Source organism: Paenibacillus sp. YSY-4.3, assembly GCF_054767475.1.
Window position 1 is genome coordinate 405,724 of sequence record NZ_BAABMC010000002.1, and the last position, 16,546, is coordinate 422,269.

Here is a 16,546-nt window from a genome sequence, read left to right on the forward strand (position 1 = left end):
ATGGCCCTCAAGCGTGAATACAGTTTCTCTCCTATCCATTCGTGACGGCCAACACCGCTTATCTTCACCCAAGATTATAGCTCATTTGTAAAATAGAGGAAACGACAAAAGAGACGCCACCCAAGTGGCGTCTCCAATCCAATCATTGCAATCGATATGAATTTTGGAATTAAAATCAGCAAAAGTTATTTGGGAACAGAGGCGCGAACAACCTGCACGAGCGCTCTATAGGTCTTGCCCTGATACTCGGCGGTGATATAGGTTATACCTGCACGAACGCCGTTAATGTTCCCATCCTGATCATAATCGACGATCGCCGGGTTGTCGCTCTTGAAGGTGGACATCTTGGTGACATTATGAATGTTCCCGTCTTTATCCTTGAAGAAAGCAACGGTGTCAATCGAAGTTCCCTCTGTTAAGGAGTATTCTTCGGAATCCAGATAGAAAATGCCTTCAACTGGTTCAGGATTCTCGCTGCCAGGCATCGTTACTTCAACTTGAAGCTGTGCTGATTGATTTTGATAGACGGCCTGGATGACGGTGCTGCCCGGATTAACGCCGGTAATCAAACCCTTGGCGTCTACAGTAGCCGTATTCTCATCTTCCGAGAAAAAAGATATGGAATCCGTGTCCGTGAGTAATTGTTCTGTTCCATCGGAGTAATGTGTCTTTACAAGAACTGCTTTTTTCTCACCGGCGGCAATCTTAACGCTAGAATCTTTGAACGAGATTCCGTCTAAGACTGGATCTACCGGAGGGTTTCCTGATCCAGCGGTTTTGGTGACTTGCAGGATGGACTTCCCGTTTACTTCAACGGTTCCAGTAAGTACAAATTTGCCATCCGGTGTTACGGTTCCATGATATAGTCCTGTCAAATTCGGTTCATTGAAATTGTGTTTGCCTATAATTTGACCGTCTCTGCCAAGCTCTAGCGCTACGAACTGGGATTCACTATTAGCATATCCGCCTGCTGCATTTCTTCCTAACAATACGTATCCTTGGCTATCCCGAACAATTTTATAGAATTCTTGATCCTTTTGAGCCTCGTAAGTTCTTTCCCAAATCACTTCACCACCATCATTAATTCTGGTCAGGTAGTTAACACCACCTTTCGTATTGCTGGCAATCAGATAATCGCCTTCATCTGTTGAAATGATCGAGTATGCGCTGCGTCCAATCGGGAGCAAGTTCTTGTTCCACACTACATCTCCGTTAGGATTCAATTTTGTCACTATAGCCTCGTCATTATTGCCTTCGTAGGTATCGACGACACCGACAGCAATGGAACCGCCATCCGGTGTAGCTAAAATATCATTATAGTTCTGATAGTAGCCAAAGCTGTACGTTCTATTCCACATGACTTGTCCCTGGGAATCTGTCTTCAGTACATAGGCCGGGCCATCTTCAGGATTAGCACCTGTCACAACGAATCCGCCATCATCCGTTTCGTCTACAGCGTTCCCCGCACGATCGACCCCGGGAAACTCCTTCTCCCATTCTAGAATACCTTGAGCACTGAGCTTGGCCATGAAGACGACATCACGTGTATTGCGACTGTAGTCATGGTTACTAGTGGTTCCGCTGATGAGAATTCCGCCATCTTTCGTCTCAATAGCCTTATGAGCCTCAGCATGACCAGACAAGCCATGTCTAATCACTTGCTGCCATTCGATTATGCCTGAAGCATTCAGCTTTAGAACATACGCGTCTCTAATCCCGTACATTTCATACCGCATGTCACCAGTTATAATATATCCTCCGTCAGACGCAGGGACTATGCTTCGTACATAAATGTAGGAATGATCTATTCCATATTGGTAGGACCAATGGTCAGCATCCCCATGATTTGGAACCTCAAATACCTCGACTTCTAACTGGGCTTGATGATTTTGGTAGAACGCATGAATGGTGGTGCTGCCCGCCTTGATTCCTTTAATGATTCCTTTGAAATCAACGTTGGCGATCTCCTCATCATCAGAGGAAAAGGATAAGGAGTCCTTGAGTGTTTCTTTGGAGCCATCCGAATAATGCGCAATTACTGCAGTAGGTGTATGTTCCCCGACAGCCATCTTTTTCCCGTTATCCGTAAAGCTGATTCTCTCCAACATACGTTCTCCAGGCTGGCTGTTAGGTCCTGCCAGCTTAGTCACCTGCATGCAGTAACTTTTTATGTCTGATACTTGACCGAGCAACGCGTAACCACCATCCGACGATGCGGTTAGACCCGTCATCTCGCTAAAATCTTTGACTGTAAATTCGTTCTGGTTCAAAAGCTCTCCATGGTTATCAAATTTCGATAATTCATATCTTCTTTCCTTATCATTATGGGAATTTTTATCAATTTCCGCTAAGAGGGTATATCCTTCGTTAGTACGTACGACTTTCTTGAAATATCTCCGGTCGATTGGTAGTTTGAATTTCTTTTCCCATAGTACTTTGCCATTCGTGTCTATTTTGGTTAAAAAATATGCATCTTCCCAATCCGAATCTTCACCGAAGATCACGTACCCATCATCGGAGGGAGCGATTGAATATGCTGTCCTTAATTTGGGGGCTGCGGACAGTTTTCGGGTCCAAACTTCCTCCCCGTCCGCATTTAATTTGCTGATCACAGCTCCTCTATTCGGATCGTTGAAAAATCGGTCAACCTGGCTGCCTACCGCGATCGAGCCGCCATCCGGAGTTGCAATGATATCCTCAAAGTCCTGATCATAGCTAAATTTTAGCTTTTTCAGCCAAAGTTCCTGTCCCTGAGCATTTATTTTTAATACATAAGCGTAGTTAATATCTGCCCCCCCATAGCTTCTACCCGTAATCACAAAGTCATTATCCTTGGTTTCTGCCACGGACAACGAATACATAGTAAAGCCATAGTTGTATTCCTTCATCCATTCCACAGCGCCCTGAGCATTTAGTTTGATGAGTAAGATGTCATATTTTCCATTTTCTTTTAGAATGCTTCCACAGGAAAGATATCCGCCGTCTTTCGTTTCAATGGTCACATCAACTTCAGTTCTGCTAGTGTTATTATGCTGAATTTTTTGTTCCCATTGTAGTGTCCCGGAAGAATTGAGCTTCAAAATGTTTGCCTTTCTAATTCCTGACTCCTTTTCAATGACAGTGCCTGTAACAACATAGCCTCCATCCGAGGTAGAGGTAATATTTTGCCCGGTCACCTTTTCATCCACGCCGTACTGGCGGGACCATTCAATCACAGGTTTCCCGGCTTCGGAAGATGCATACCCGTGACTAGACGCGATTCCCGATACTAGGGTCAGGCTGAGAAGAGCAAAACTGGCTTTACGCATAATGGAACTTAACAAGCTTGGACACTCCCTCCATTGTTTTGGTGATGAGGATGTCTGGATAGTAAACTCTACCCTGATTATTTATTAAGTTGAAGGGATAAGATATCCAACTAATTGCATAAATTTTACAGTTAAAAATTAGGGGAAAAGGACCACCTCTTTTGGGACTGCTTGTTCCCAGCTGCGAAGAGAATAACTACAGGGAATATTCGCCCTCATGTTACCAAATTCAAATTCGGAGACCGGGTAGGGGAGGTAAATTGATAAATTAAAATAGGCAGGGCCCGAATGGACCCTGCCTACTTACTTATGCATTAATACCAGTATTACGTCTCACTCTTATTAGTGGATCACGGCGAAGATGAATTACAAAGTCTTGATTTGATGTATGGTACACTACATTCCCTGGCTTTACTTGAAAAAACTCTTTATTAGCATCTTCATCTAGTACTGTGCGAATTGGTGTAACTTCATCTACTACTTTTTTGTTGCCTTCCTCGTGATAATTAAGTATGGAAACCAGAACAAATTGATCAGGAAACAGTTCTCTTACCTCTTGCCATTTCATTCGTTCTACCTCCTACAAATTCGCTCTTATAGCCGAACGTTCTCAATATACTTTACGTATTTTAACTATTTCGCCGATGCTTTTCATTTCTTATTTGCGGAGCTGGCGCAATACAATTTGTTCGAACCATTTCCAAGGGAGAAGCGCCTTCCCCCATATCGCAGTCCATGCTCCCTTTCCTAACACGTAACGCAATTTGGGATAGCGAGCTTGGGCGATTCGCACCACCGTCCTAGCCACATCTTGCGGATCGCTGGCGTTGTTAGCTACGTTGTTGCTGTAGGCCAGAATGGCTGCAAGAGGCTCCTGATAGGGTGAATCTTTCTTGGCTCTCATCGAAATATAATCGAAGCCTTTGGACCAAATCGCGGTTTTGTATGCGCCAGGCTCAACTAAAGACACATAAACGCCGTATGGCAGCATTTCCAAACGAAGCGATTCACTGAATCCTTCCACTGCAAATTTTGAGGCAGCATAAGGCCCGTACCCTGGAAAGCCAAGTCTGCCGCTGATGCTGCTAATGTTAATAATTTTCCCGTATTTTCTCGATCGCATATGTGGCAATACTTCTTGGGTTAGAGCAACAAGACCGAAAAAATTGGTGTCCATGGCATGGACCCAGTCCTCTAGTGGAACTTCTTCCGCAAAGCCGCCAAGTGAGATGCCGGCATTATTCACAAGCACATCAATGCGTCCATAACGCTTCATCAGTTCATTCACGGTCTGGCGAATCGCTTGCTGATCGCTCACATCAAGGGAATAGCACTCTATATGTTGGCTTAGACCGTTTTGTTCAGCAGCTTGCATCAATGCATCCTGCTTCGTGATATTACGCATCGTGGCTATGACATGATAGCCTCTACCAGCTAATGCCAGTGTGATCAGTAAACCAAAACCGCTGGATGTTCCCGTCACCAAAGCAATCGGTCTGTTTTGCCTCATGCCCTGCAGCCTCCTTTATTTAGAACTTATATTTTCGGATCAAAGGAATCCCGATTTGGTTAATGACGGTTTGCAAGAATGACCAGCAAAGCCGCCTTGGAAACGGTAAATGCGCATCGTAAACAGCCGAGTACTCGATCTCAGCCGCAGCCCCTCGATTCCTTTTGAATTGAGCAGCGCCAGAACTTTCGTTTAATAAATGACCGTTCTCCCGAGCAATGTGGAATAAAAGTGCAGACAACATCCGATACAAACCCATTTCTATAGGCATAGAAAGATCGTACCCGAAACAAGGGGGTAGTCATGATTCCGTTGCGGCAAAAATAACCTAACACGGCATCATCCTTTAAGTAAGCCCCCGTTCTTGTCCTTCAAGATTTGTCGAAGAAATCAAGCACATGCATTCACTAGGGCAGCGGATCTCACAGGTATAATTTTGCCAGCCATCTGGAATTGGCGCGAGAGATTTGGAATAGTCCCATTGTTCATTTATAAAATGAAAACAAAAAAAATTATAACGAATAGCAACAAAGTGCTCTTTAAAACGTCTAATTTAGTAAATCCAGCATAGGGAGGAATATACTATCAATAAATCCATTGTCAGTCTCATGCTTATCCTATTTCTTATTCCTCTGTTCGGATGTAATATTGAAAAGAACAGTACGAATAAAATTTGGAACTATGATGATGGATATGTTGTTGCGAAAGATGAGGCTAATTTAATGATCTTAGTGGTGAAAAATCATGTTACCGATTTAAAGAATACATCAATTGAAAAAATTATAGAAGAAGCAGATCCTAATGCAATTTGGATTACTACAGATAGAGCAACATATGATTCGGTTTTAATTGGTGATCATGTAAAAATAAAGGATATAGGGACTGTTCTTCAATCCTACCCTGCTCAGACAAAAGGGAAAGTTACCAAAATGGAATAAAAGAATCTATACGTTTGCTTCATATCTACAGTTTGTAACAAGGTATAGATTTGAACCTATAGGAAATAAAAAGAATGCTACCAGACGTGCCAAAAGAAGGGCTATCCCCTTGCAGACTAGATCAGCAAAGGGATAGCCCTTCGCGAACTTCGCCCAGCCCTCGACTTTCGCGTGACTCGCGAACCTTCTAGTCATCTTTTATAACTATGATATCTCTCCCCCAACCCCCTCCATCACTACCCAAGACTATAGCCCATTTGTAAAATAGCGTAAACGTCGAGACTCCACGAAAGTGGAGTCTCGACGTTTACGCTAAGCTGATACCGTATGCGTTTCGGAAACAGGCTTAAGTCAAATCTTTATGTTAGTCCGTTCAATCTGTGATTCTAATACATCATATAGAGCAAGTTTATAGTTTATTTTGTCCAAATTAAAATATAGTTCCCTTATACTCTTCTCAATTTCTTTTTTATGATGAAGCATCATCCCTTTTCGTTCCGAAATCGTCGAGTCCCCTTCATTATATAAGTATACATACTTCTGAATTTGGGCAATCGGCATTCCTGTTGCCCGAAGTGCAGTAACAAAGTGTATCCAGCTTAAATCTTCTTCGTCATATAACCGCTTCCCATTTTCATTTCTCTTCACATGTGGAAGCAGCCCCTCCTTCTCGTAATATCGAAGTGTGGGAGCCGCTATTCCTGTCAATTCAGTTACTTCTCTTATTGACAACATAAATAAACCTTCAACCCCTTCTGTTAAAGTATACTTTAAGTAATTTCTTGGCTTTTCTAATTAAATTCGCCGTATTTTTGCTGTGAATAGTGATATAAATACGATTAAAACAAAGAATTTCTCTGTTCAATTATATACTTATTATCTCATCAAAAAACTCTTGACTTCAAGCGAACTTTATCTCTTATGATAACAGTGTATTTAATAACGTTTATTGAGAGGATGAAGTTGACAATGACAAATATCTCAATCGTCACTGGCGGCAGCCGCGGACTTGGTCGCAATACTGCCATCAGTATTGCGCGTCATGGCGGTGATGTCATCCTGACCTATCGCAGCCAAGCAGAAGAAGCAAAGTCTGTTGTTGCTGAAATCGAAGCTCTGGGGCGAAAAGCAGTCGCTCTACAACTCGACGTTGGAAACATCGCCAGCTTTGCGGCCTTTGCTGAGACAGTCCGTTCGACCTTGCATTCTACTTGGGATAGCCCCACTTTCAATCATCTGGTGAACAATGCCGGCCACGGAGAAATGATAGACTTCGCCGAAACAACAGAAGCTCAGTTCGACGGCCTGTTCAATGTGCACGTCAAAGGCGTGTTTTTCTTAACTCAGACCCTTCTGCCGCTTCTTGCAGATGGTGGCCGTATTGTGAATTTCTCATCAGGTCTCACTCGGGTATCTTATCCCGGATTCTCCGCCTACTCTGCGGCGAAGGGAGCGGTCGAGATTCTAACCATCTATATGGCCAAGGAACTCGGTCATCGCGGTATCACCGCTAATACCATTGCACCTGGTGCAATCGAAACCGATTTTCTAGGCGGTGCTGTACGCGACACGCCTGCTTACAATGACGCATTTGCCGCGATGGTTGCCCTTGGTCGTGTCGGCGTACCCGACGACATTGGTCCCGCAGTCGCCAGCTTACTCGGTTCCGACAATCGCTGGGTTAATGCGCAGAGAATCGAGGTCTCGGGTGGCCAGAACATCTGATCGCTAGTAATGGCCGCAAAGCACCTTCCTTCTTATTGTCGGAGGCCGCTGAGCAGAGACGCGGCGGCCTCATAATATGTCTAAGGAAAGGAAAATACAATGCCAATGATTATTGTTCACGCGCCTGAAGCTGCGTTCGATTTGAAGGCACGGCGATCAATTGTCGGAGAACTTACAGATTTTGCGCTTGAATGCGAATCCTTGCCAAAATCACCCTTCGTCAAAAGTACGGTTTGGACCTATTTTAATCTTTACGATCAGGATACCGTTTTTATGGGAGAAAAAGAAGCGACAACGAATGTTGTCAGTGTGCAGATCTTCGTCATTGAGGGCGGTTTAGACAGCGATGCCAAAATGAGGCTGGTCGAAGGAGCTAGCACAATTTTCGGACGGCAACTCGGCACTTCTGATCTCATCCCCGTCTATATCATCATTCACGAAGTCCCCGAAGAAAATTGGGGGATATTTGGCCAGAAAGCGGATTTAGCAGCTTTCCGAACATCACCACTTGACGCGGCTGCTCTGTAATTATTTGAGCAGCCATAACAACTTCAATTGCGGCCCCACTAACAATGCACCAGTTGTGAAGATAAATGTCCAATTTTCTGATTGTTCTTTCCGGAGCCGACAAATGGACGCTTACACTAGAATTGGTGTCGCAATACATTGCAGAGTTTATCAGAAGTCGAGATTCCTGAATTAAATATCAAACCAAGTTTTCCTCAGGTCTTTGTATAATTTTTCAAATAAATTTTCATTGTCAACGAGCCAATATCTTTCCTCAACCGGCACTAATTCATAGAAGCTTTTATACTCGCCTATCCAACCTTCTGGAACATAATCTTCAAATGACATAGGCTCTGGAAATGACGAATAGAATTCTCTCTTATCAAAATCGACATAAATTGTAGGTAAAAATTCTAACACTTCGTCGTAATACTGGAATACATTTTTAAGCTCCACGATCATATCAGTCAGTTCTAAGGTTGATACTTTATATTCTTCTATTTTATGTAAAAAAGTCTCCGCAGTTGATTCATCAAGAACTTCAATCCCAAATCTCTCTTCCATTTCTATGTTCAAAAACCAATACTCTCTTTCAGTAATATACCAAGTCCATGAATTCTGAAATACTACTCCCACAATTAAGATTTGTGCATATTCTGGCATTAGCTTCATGAAGATCTTCCTTTTCCTCGATTTCTAATAACATTCGAGCATCTGCGACGCGTTCTTAATGACGTGTTAGGAGGGTTAAATTATCACCTATAGATTCAAGATTAATATCATCAATGCTCCCTAAATCTCCTAGGTTATAGGGAACTAGCATTTTTTCAATCCCGAATCTGCTTAATGTTAGCAAATAAAATGCCATGAGTACTCCATTAATAATATTCCTGTCTTTTTCCTCACGAACTATTAATTCATAAACAAAGACTTCTTTCTTGTCCTTCCCATATCGTAACGCTATATGATAATCAAAAAATTTCTCAGTACTTTTGCTTCCCGCATGACAAGCTAAAGGGAAATCAGATTTCTCAAAACTATTAATAACCCCTTCAATCTCAATATTGGAAAATTTCTTAATTGGAGATTCTAGATTGCTTATTCCTTCATGGACAATATGATAATAAGGGTACTCTATCAAATGGTCACGAAATTTTTCGACTAAATCTCCTTTAATAAAAACAGGATGTATCACAATAATCTCACCTTTTTCATGGTTAGAATTTAATTGACAGGGCGTATGGCCACGATACGTGGACGCCGTGTTAGGAAGAGGGTCAATCCTCATCGATATACAATCACAGTTCTTCAATGCTGTTATATATCAACCGCTGTTTTTCTGGTAATTTAAGATCATTATGAAAGTGGCCAAAGTACCATTTCTGATAGGTTAATCGTTCCTTAATACTCTCTAAATAATTGTTCAATTCATCAACTTCGGAGCTATTATCCAATGCTTTATTCAAAAAACGAACCGTTGAAGATGGACATGTATGTGTAATTACTATATCCACTTCCCAATTATGTTTATCAAGATTTTTCAGACCTTCTGAATACTCCTCATTGGATGGCATTTCTCTCGCCCACCAATTAAAATTTTCTCTTCTGTGTTCCTTATCATGTGATTTGGCACCACCGAATGTGAATATTTTATACCCGTTAATAGTAAAGACTTGACCTCTCATTAAATGAATAATGCTATCATTAATAATATGTACTTTACCGCCATTCCAATATTTTACTGGGTAGGAATCCAACATGTCATGGTTCTCATGATTTCCATCAATAAAAAGGGTCGTGAAATTCTTATTATTTAACCACTTCCGCCAGTATTTTTCATCATTTTTATTATCCCACACTAATCCAAAGTCCCCTGCTATGATAACGAAGTCTTCTTTAGTTAGCCTACTGTTCTGTGGGAATCGTTTTGAGTTCAACTTACTAATATCAATATATCCATGCAGATCCCCAGTAATATACATTTGCTCACTTCCTTAAATCTCATAGCCTCGTAGGGTTGAGCTAAATCCGCTTCTCTCTATTCACCTATCCATTATGCTTCACTTAGTTATGTACTAACAGGCCTAAGCCATACAACATCAAACCCCATCTTGCTCATAATTTCAAGCCCATCGTGATACTCCATAATACTTTCACCGTTCCAGCCATTATCTAAAGCAAACAGTATAAACCTTCTAATTTCTTTGGGATGATGTAGATTGAATTTTGCGATTTCATTTGTGTCTTTATTCTTTATCGTTACACCTACTAATAAAGGACTCCCTGTAATTGCATCGTCCCATGTAACAAATCTATATGTACAGGTATTATTTTTCGAACCCTCTACTGAAATCCTTAATGTAATTTGGCTCTTATGTTGAAAATACTTTATATTTATAACATATGAGTACTTTTTACCATTTATAAATATCTCTCTAGTTTTTTTCTTCATTGTTGTTAAACCTCTTCGATCCACTTGATACTCGGCATCTGATAGAGTAATTGTAGATACAGTAGTCTTCTATATTAGTTTTTCATTATTAAGCCTTTTTTGTGTTCCAACAAGCTATTATTTCCACTTATCGTCATACGTCAATGAGAATGACTGTCGAACCAGCTCTTCTATTGTCTTTTCAGAATAATTCTGAGTTTCAGATTTTCTTATTTCTCTAATTTGTTCCCTTATACTCTTAACTTCTTCATTAAAATCATTTACTCTAACAAGTTTTCCCTTTTCAAACAAAAGCTCATAAACAATTTCATAACAATGTGGACGCTGAAAGCCCATATGAACATAAAACTCTCGAATAAAATTCCTACCGATAATAATTCCTCCTGAATAATCTAGCTCGAGATTCACGTTTTTATATGTCCAGGCATCTCCTACTCTATCAACCTTCTCAGCTCTAATTTCTCTCCATATTGGTGGCTCATCTTCCAAACCAGTAGTAAATTCTGATAAAAGCAAATCCACATCTACAATAGCATATTTCGAATAATAACCTCTCCAACATGCTGTACTTATCATAATTGGCTTAAAACCATGTTTCTTGGGATTAAATGGCCATTCCTTCTCAATTCCAATTAGTGAAAAAGAATGCCCTTGATATATAATCTCATCAGAAATTTGAGCGGTCATAGCAATTTCACTGCCTCCCCAAAGCCTTTTATCTAATCAACAAAATGTTCTTCTCCCTAATGCTGTGTTATACGCAGTTACTAGCTTCTTTGAAATTACCGACAACTTCAAGTGTGTGTTATTATAAATGTATATTCTTGAATTTCATTGGCTACATTCGTAATGAAAGGGGCTGTTGAAAATGGCTGTATCCAAGAAAGATCTCGCTAAATTAATCCACCAATTACCAGATAAGGATATACCTTTAGTGGCTGACTTTTTAAAACGTCTCATAAGCAATCCCCTAGATGCAAACATTCCTTATGATGATGAGGAATTAAGTGAAAATGACCTGAAAGCAATTGAGCAAGCAGAGTTAGAATTCAAACAAGGTAAAACGATCCGCCTAAAGGATATTGAACATGAATTACGAAATTGAATTAAGCACCGAATCGGCAAAATATCTTCGTAAATTAGACAAACCAAGTAGACTACGCATTCTAAACCACTTAGACATTCTTAGGATAAACCCCAGGCATACAGAACTTGACATAAAGAAATTACAAGGAAAAACTAATCTCTACCGTCTAAGAGTCGGTACTTATCGCATCCTCTATAGTATTAAAGATAATTTTCTTGTTGTATATGTTGTAACGATTGGCTCTAGGGGCGATGTTTATAAATAACCTGAATAAGTACTTGTGCGGTTTTTTTATCTCTTAGAGTAATCGTGTACCTTAAAAATGATGTCCTCGACATCTATGAATCGCCTGACATTTCTTCAATATATTCTTTGCGTAAATTAATTATCTTTTTAGTTGCTTCATCAATTTTTTTATAAAACTTTTCTTTGTATTCATCTAGAACTGTACTTTCACCATAACCATACCATTCAAATGAATCTATAATAAGCTGCCGTATTTCTTCTGTTTTATCATTAACTATTAATTTTAATGTCAAAGCAGTTAAGGTGTCATGTTCATCATCAGGGGCACCTCCACTAACTAATGAAAGTGGATCTAATTCATTTATGATTGCTCTAACTAGCATAAAATACTTAGGACAGTTCTTTTTTAAATCTTCTCTTTCTTCTCTACTTATTGATTTGTTCAATTTTTCATCACCTGTTTTGTTATATGATGTTATAGAATCACTCGAGGATTTTACCTAACGTTCTTGTATCTACGAACCCGAGAGGCTTAAGGGAGCGCATGCGACCAGATCCGACGGACTTTGCCTCGCAGGGTTGTGAGCTGATTCCGCTTCTCAGCCTACCTCCTCTCCAAGGGCGTAGCCCACAGCGTAGATATGGTTCCCTACTTCTAAGAATCAACCCACTCTGAACCGAACTTAAAGTTTTCATATGGATTAATTCCTTCATCAATACAATATTGTTTCATATTAATTAATGAGCTATTTAATAAATTAAAGAAAAAACCTATTAGATGAATTAGTTCAAATGTTTCATGAGACAACTCACTTAATTTCCCATTTTCATCTTTCTTGATTACTCTTCAATTCTCCTAATAGATTTAATGTTTACTGTTAATTTGGAATAATTCACGAAACGCCCTAGCCCTAAATTGCTTTTATCTTAGGGGGCGTTCGTTGTCTGAGTTTCTTCCACGATTATTCATCTGATAACCAAGGGAGAGATAGCCTAGCAGCATGAATACAGTGTTGGCTGAAGTCTTTCCACCTATGATTCTCTAGAATAATTTATCTCCCTTGTACCAGTTGAATTTATCCCTCACTTGCCCTGCCACTTCTATTGCTGTATCAACTAGCTCATTGCCCCTCGAGAATCTGAATGTTGTTTGTTCTGCATTATCGTTTGGACGCCCATGATTACTTTGAAATTCCTCCATCTGCCTCCATACAAACTCATCACAAGCATTTACGGAATTACCCACATATTGATCAAAGTCACTGGCCTTTAAGTGATTCGGATTATACGCATCTTTAAATGTTGCCATATAGGCATTTGTTTTGGGTGTCAACTTTAAAGAGATGGATATTCGTTTATCACCTGCACGGGCGCTTAGCGTTATTGAAAATTCATTTGCTGTACCACCAACCCAAGATGACCAATTATATTCAATAGCCCGATCAACAAGTGTAGTAACAAGAGTTTCGAATTCTCTAATTCTAAATTCCTTCCAATTAACCTTCCTACTCTTAGAAAACTTTCTCCAGTTATCTTGAGTAATTGCTTCGGTTTCTTCTATTCCGAAAATACTCGCTAACTCACTAAAGCCATCTTCGTATTCGAACCTAAAATCTACAAATTTTCTATCTGCTAAAAATAAAGGAATGTTACAATCCCTATAGTAGATAGGAAGTACAAAAACTTTCTTTGACTGCATTTGTTTTACCCACGCTGCTCCGATTTCACTTTTTACCCATTCCGAATTTAAAGCTTCTGGTGATAAAACAAGGCCAAGGTATTCATTTTCACGAATACCTTCTTCAATTTTCCAAGTGATTGAGTCTCCAATTTTTATTTCCCATTTATCGAACCAAACATTTACACCAATTCTTTTCAAGTCTCTTGCAAGTTTTTCGACAAATGGCTTATCAATACTAGTATGACTCAAAAATATACTAGGCATATTATCCCCCATAATCTGCAAGAATTTTGGCTAACGTTCTTGTATTCACGAACCTTACGTATGCAAGGTTGTCACATGAATCTATACTCTGTAAAACACATCACCAGTGACCGACGCCGTATGCCTAATACGTGAATACGATGTTAGGCGATTGAATCGATATCTTCGCATCACTGAATCGACCATCTCCTAGACTGCTTTGTACTAACTTCGACAATTGATTTTTAAAATCACCATATACACTTCCTGCTATCACTTCGACTAATCCAATCCTCAGATCATCGCACAAACTTATAAGTTATTCATACGGTGTTATAGGAAGTCAGTGCCTACTTTGAAATACTCTCTTTTTTTTATTTCATTAGTTTTTGTGATAGTTTTAATAACTCAAGGTGCTCTTTATACTTTTCATTAAGCGTTGTAATTCTAGCTTCTAGTATAAATGGTGCATCAGCGAATAATGACTTGTAAGATTTTTGAAGATAATTATAAAGGGCTTTCTTTTCGTCTGATTTTAGAACAACAGGAGCTCTTGGTATCACAGGAGGGGATTCTCTATCGGCAAGTTCTTCAGCTGTGGCAAGACCAAATGCAAAAAAGTTATACATCTCACTACTGATTCGCTTGCCTTTGATCTGATGTACTCCTTCGCTGTCTAATGTTATTCTTTCATATTCTATATGATTTAAGTTTGAGGGTTTTCTTTCAGCTGTATCATAATACAATAGAATTTTCAACACTTCTTGACCAGCTAATTCTTTTACTGGCTTATACATATGATTTTTAGGTTTTGGAATTTTATATACTTTTTGTTCTTGGCTAATGTACAAACATAGAGTGCTGCTCACTTGATTGCTCCTTTCTATTTTTAGTAAGCGCTGATTTCCTATTCCACGACGTCCGACGAAATCGGATGTGTCCTGCTACTTCCACTTTCCATCACTTCTGTCTGCCCGAGGGTCGAACAGTTAGAAGCGTGAAATAGTGTTAGGTGCAGTTTTTTATTGACTTTCCGCGTAACGCTCGAGAATAAATCTTGCTCTTTCGATTAGCATAGTTGATATTGAACTATTCAAATTAATTTCTTCTAAGGTGAGTAGCTGAGCTTTTAATTTATTGAGGTATGTCGCTATATCAATAACTAACTCCCTTCCTATACTACTAACTAAAACAAGTTCATCAAAAATAAATGAACAAATAAATAAACTTAAGATAATAATATCTTCAACTGAAAGGTGACTACTGTTAGGATCAAATCCATCATCATTCATATAGTGAATAGCTGTTTTAAGGTTTGGATGAGTAAAACTTGAAAGAAGTTCATACAACTTGTCAAATATATCAACATCTATTTTATACACACTTGATTTAATCATATTGTAATTACTAATATGCCCCAAATACTCTTTTCCGGTTTGTCTATCAATAATTATTCTTTTATCTATTTGCCCTTTTTTGTTAATCCCATATTCATGAGTTCCCGATATAATGCCTATTTGTATTGCAATTAAATTTTCTAAAGCTAATGGATTTCTAGCAATGTAAAGCAAATTTATGTAATTCTCGTAGACTGTTCGTAGTAATACAAGTGAATCTTCAATATTTCCACTATTAATATGGCCTAACACTGACTTCATTGTTTTAAATGATTTTGTCACACAAAATAGAGTATATTCTTTCTGTGTAAAATCTCGTTCGTACTCTTCGTCAAAACTACCGCTTCTTTTTACTATCATGCCAAGATTCAAAACGCATGTATTCAACTCCCTAAGTAATCTGTCAATCACTGTATTTATTTCATCAAAGTTTACTTCAGAATCTTGCAAAGCATAATATTCATTCAATGCATCCATCCATTCTTCAATCTCTATGTCTGGTATTAGCGATTTATTAATTGATAAAATAATTCTCCCTGTTTTTTTATATGCATATTTGTATGCTTCATCAAAATTAGCTCGATCCATTATTTCTAGCATCACATCGTCAATATACTCAGGTGGTTCGTGCATATAATATTGGTCGAAAAATACGGGATCATTTGGCCCTGGATCACGGCCAAATGTATCTTTGAACCTTTGTAATTGCTCTTCGAGTAGTAGTTTTAACTCTTCATTCATTGGTACTGATCTATATATCCTACCATCCGAATCTTCCATCCAAGAAAACTCTTTATCAATACAGCATTTTTTATACTTTTCACCACTTCCACAAGGACAAATACTATTACGGGAAAGTTTGGTCTTAGTCATTAAATATCTCCTTTTCAATGAATTTGGTTTAGCTTTCTTGTATTCACGAAACGACCCAGCCTTAGATAGCTCTATCTTAGGCTGGGTCGTGTGTTGTCTGAATATTCTTCTATGCTTTCACATCTGACAACCAAGGGGCGAATGCCCCGCAGCGTAGATACATTGTATACGACGGGGTTCTCTTCTATGAGTATACCCACATCCATTTAATGTCCTTAACTATCAGGTGTGTATTCAATTAAGTCTGATAGTTTGCACTCAAATGTATCGCACAGCTTTAATAATGTTTCTAATTTGGTCGTTTCCATATTTATTTCTTTATATAGTTTGTTAATCGAATTTCTGCTCAGTCCTGATTTTTCCATCAATTCTGCTATATCATCGATTCGGTGCTCAGCCATTAGAACTCTAATATTACACTTTATCAAACAGACTCCCTCCTATGCTCAATATATTATCTCTCAAAATCATTTTTTTCAATTAATGATTATCATTTCACCTTACAGAGTAAAAAATCACCTTTACAATTCACTCTAAAGAGGTATATAATAACCTTATAGAGTTAATGAAGGGAGGGAA

At 39.1% G+C, this 16,546-nt stretch carries 19 protein-coding genes; 5 read left to right on the plus strand and 14 right to left on the minus strand.

Features of this window, described 5'->3' with window-relative positions; all coding sequences use genetic code 11:
* Positions 1-185: 185 nt before the first annotated feature.
* From ACYUJT_RS08740 to ACYUJT_RS08750, 3 genes are all read right to left on the minus strand, one after another.
* Positions 186-3,308 carry an Ig-like domain-containing protein gene (locus tag ACYUJT_RS08740; protein WP_460320658.1) on the minus strand — a complete coding sequence of 1,041 codons (3,123 nt, stop codon included), beginning with the start codon at positions 3,306-3,308 and terminating at the stop codon, positions 186-188.
* 307 nt (positions 3,309-3,615) lie between these two features.
* Positions 3,616-3,876 carry a hypothetical protein gene (locus ACYUJT_RS08745; protein ID WP_460320661.1) on the minus strand — a complete coding sequence of 87 codons (261 nt, stop codon included), beginning with the start codon at positions 3,874-3,876 and terminating at the stop codon, positions 3,616-3,618.
* A gap of 90 nt (positions 3,877-3,966) precedes the next feature.
* Positions 3,967-4,818, minus strand: coding sequence for an SDR family oxidoreductase (locus tag ACYUJT_RS08750; RefSeq protein WP_460320663.1), 852 nt, complete (start codon positions 4,816-4,818; stop codon positions 3,967-3,969).
* 608 nt (positions 4,819-5,426) lie between these two features.
* Here ACYUJT_RS08750 and ACYUJT_RS08755 point away from each other — a divergent pair.
* Positions 5,427-5,756 (plus strand): DUF3221 domain-containing protein, encoded by a 330-nt coding sequence (locus ACYUJT_RS08755; RefSeq protein ID WP_460320665.1) that lies wholly within the window; start codon positions 5,427-5,429, stop codon positions 5,754-5,756.
* A 351-nt stretch (positions 5,757-6,107) separates the two neighbouring features.
* On the opposite strand, the gene ACYUJT_RS08760 is transcribed toward ACYUJT_RS08755, so the two are convergent.
* Positions 6,108-6,491, minus strand: a complete 384-nt coding sequence (locus ACYUJT_RS08760; protein WP_460320667.1) for a MerR family transcriptional regulator — start codon at positions 6,489-6,491, stop codon at positions 6,108-6,110.
* A 234-nt stretch (positions 6,492-6,725) separates the two neighbouring features.
* Between ACYUJT_RS08760 and ACYUJT_RS08765 the strand changes: the two genes are divergently transcribed.
* Together ACYUJT_RS08765 and ACYUJT_RS08770 are read left to right on the plus strand one after the other, a co-directional pair.
* Positions 6,726-7,481 (plus strand): SDR family NAD(P)-dependent oxidoreductase, encoded by a 756-nt coding sequence (locus ACYUJT_RS08765; RefSeq protein WP_055106872.1) that lies wholly within the window; start codon positions 6,726-6,728, stop codon positions 7,479-7,481.
* A 99-nt stretch (positions 7,482-7,580) separates the two neighbouring features.
* Positions 7,581-8,009, plus strand: coding sequence for a tautomerase family protein (locus ACYUJT_RS08770; RefSeq protein ID WP_460320669.1), 429 nt, complete (start codon positions 7,581-7,583; stop codon positions 8,007-8,009).
* A 171-nt stretch (positions 8,010-8,180) separates the two neighbouring features.
* On the opposite strand, the gene ACYUJT_RS08775 is transcribed toward ACYUJT_RS08770, so the two are convergent.
* The 5 genes from ACYUJT_RS08775 to ACYUJT_RS08795 all read right to left on the minus strand — a co-directional run bounded on the left by ACYUJT_RS08775 (position 8,181) and on the right by ACYUJT_RS08795 (position 11,127).
* The gene (locus ACYUJT_RS08775; RefSeq protein WP_460320671.1) at positions 8,181-8,660 is read right to left on the minus strand and encodes a hypothetical protein; all 480 of its coding nucleotides are present in this window, start codon (positions 8,658-8,660) and stop codon (positions 8,181-8,183) included.
* A gap of 55 nt (positions 8,661-8,715) precedes the next feature.
* Positions 8,716-9,183, minus strand: a complete 468-nt coding sequence (locus ACYUJT_RS08780; protein WP_460320674.1) for a hypothetical protein — start codon at positions 9,181-9,183, stop codon at positions 8,716-8,718.
* Between the two features lie 103 nt (positions 9,184-9,286).
* A complete protein-coding gene (locus tag ACYUJT_RS08785) occupies positions 9,287-9,970 on the minus strand; it encodes a metallophosphoesterase family protein (protein WP_460320676.1) in 684 nt (227 codons plus the stop codon).
* An 86-nt stretch (positions 9,971-10,056) separates the two neighbouring features.
* Positions 10,057-10,440: a hypothetical protein gene (locus ACYUJT_RS08790; RefSeq protein ID WP_460320679.1), complete on the minus strand. Its 384-nt coding sequence runs from the start codon at positions 10,438-10,440 to the stop codon at positions 10,057-10,059.
* A gap of 117 nt (positions 10,441-10,557) precedes the next feature.
* On the minus strand, positions 10,558-11,127 hold the full coding sequence (locus ACYUJT_RS08795; protein WP_460320681.1) for a hypothetical protein: 570 nt from the start codon (positions 11,125-11,127) through the stop codon (positions 10,558-10,560).
* Between the two features lie 181 nt (positions 11,128-11,308).
* Here ACYUJT_RS08795 and ACYUJT_RS08800 point away from each other — a divergent pair, with 181 nt between their 5' ends.
* Together ACYUJT_RS08800 and ACYUJT_RS08805 are read left to right on the plus strand one after the other, a co-directional pair.
* The gene (locus ACYUJT_RS08800) at positions 11,309-11,545 is read left to right on the plus strand and encodes a hypothetical protein (protein ID WP_460320683.1); all 237 of its coding nucleotides are present in this window, start codon (positions 11,309-11,311) and stop codon (positions 11,543-11,545) included.
* A complete protein-coding gene (locus tag ACYUJT_RS08805) occupies positions 11,529-11,792 on the plus strand; it encodes a type II toxin-antitoxin system RelE family toxin (RefSeq protein ID WP_460320686.1) in 264 nt (87 codons plus the stop codon). The genes ACYUJT_RS08800 and ACYUJT_RS08805 overlap by 17 nt, the downstream gene beginning before the upstream one ends.
* Positions 11,793-11,865: 73 nt before the next feature.
* Here ACYUJT_RS08805 and ACYUJT_RS08810 read toward each other — a convergent pair whose 3' ends face one another.
* From ACYUJT_RS08810 to ACYUJT_RS08830, 5 genes are all read right to left on the minus strand, one after another.
* A complete protein-coding gene (locus ACYUJT_RS08810; RefSeq protein WP_460320688.1) occupies positions 11,866-12,219 on the minus strand; it encodes a hypothetical protein in 354 nt (117 codons plus the stop codon).
* Between the two features lie 596 nt (positions 12,220-12,815).
* A complete protein-coding gene (locus tag ACYUJT_RS08815) occupies positions 12,816-13,730 on the minus strand; it encodes a toll/interleukin-1 receptor domain-containing protein (RefSeq protein WP_460320690.1) in 915 nt (304 codons plus the stop codon).
* 341 nt (positions 13,731-14,071) lie between these two features.
* Entirely contained in the window at positions 14,072-14,566 is a 495-nt protein-coding gene (locus ACYUJT_RS08820; RefSeq protein WP_460320692.1) for a hypothetical protein, read from the minus strand.
* Positions 14,567-14,719: 153 nt separating this feature from the next.
* On the minus strand, positions 14,720-15,967 hold the full coding sequence (locus ACYUJT_RS08825) for a DUF5677 domain-containing protein (RefSeq protein WP_460320695.1): 1,248 nt from the start codon (positions 15,965-15,967) through the stop codon (positions 14,720-14,722).
* Between the two features lie 215 nt (positions 15,968-16,182).
* Complete coding sequence (locus ACYUJT_RS08830; RefSeq protein WP_460320697.1) at positions 16,183-16,395, minus strand: helix-turn-helix domain-containing protein; 213 nt, start codon at positions 16,393-16,395, stop codon at positions 16,183-16,185.
* Positions 16,396-16,546 lie beyond the last annotated feature (151 nt).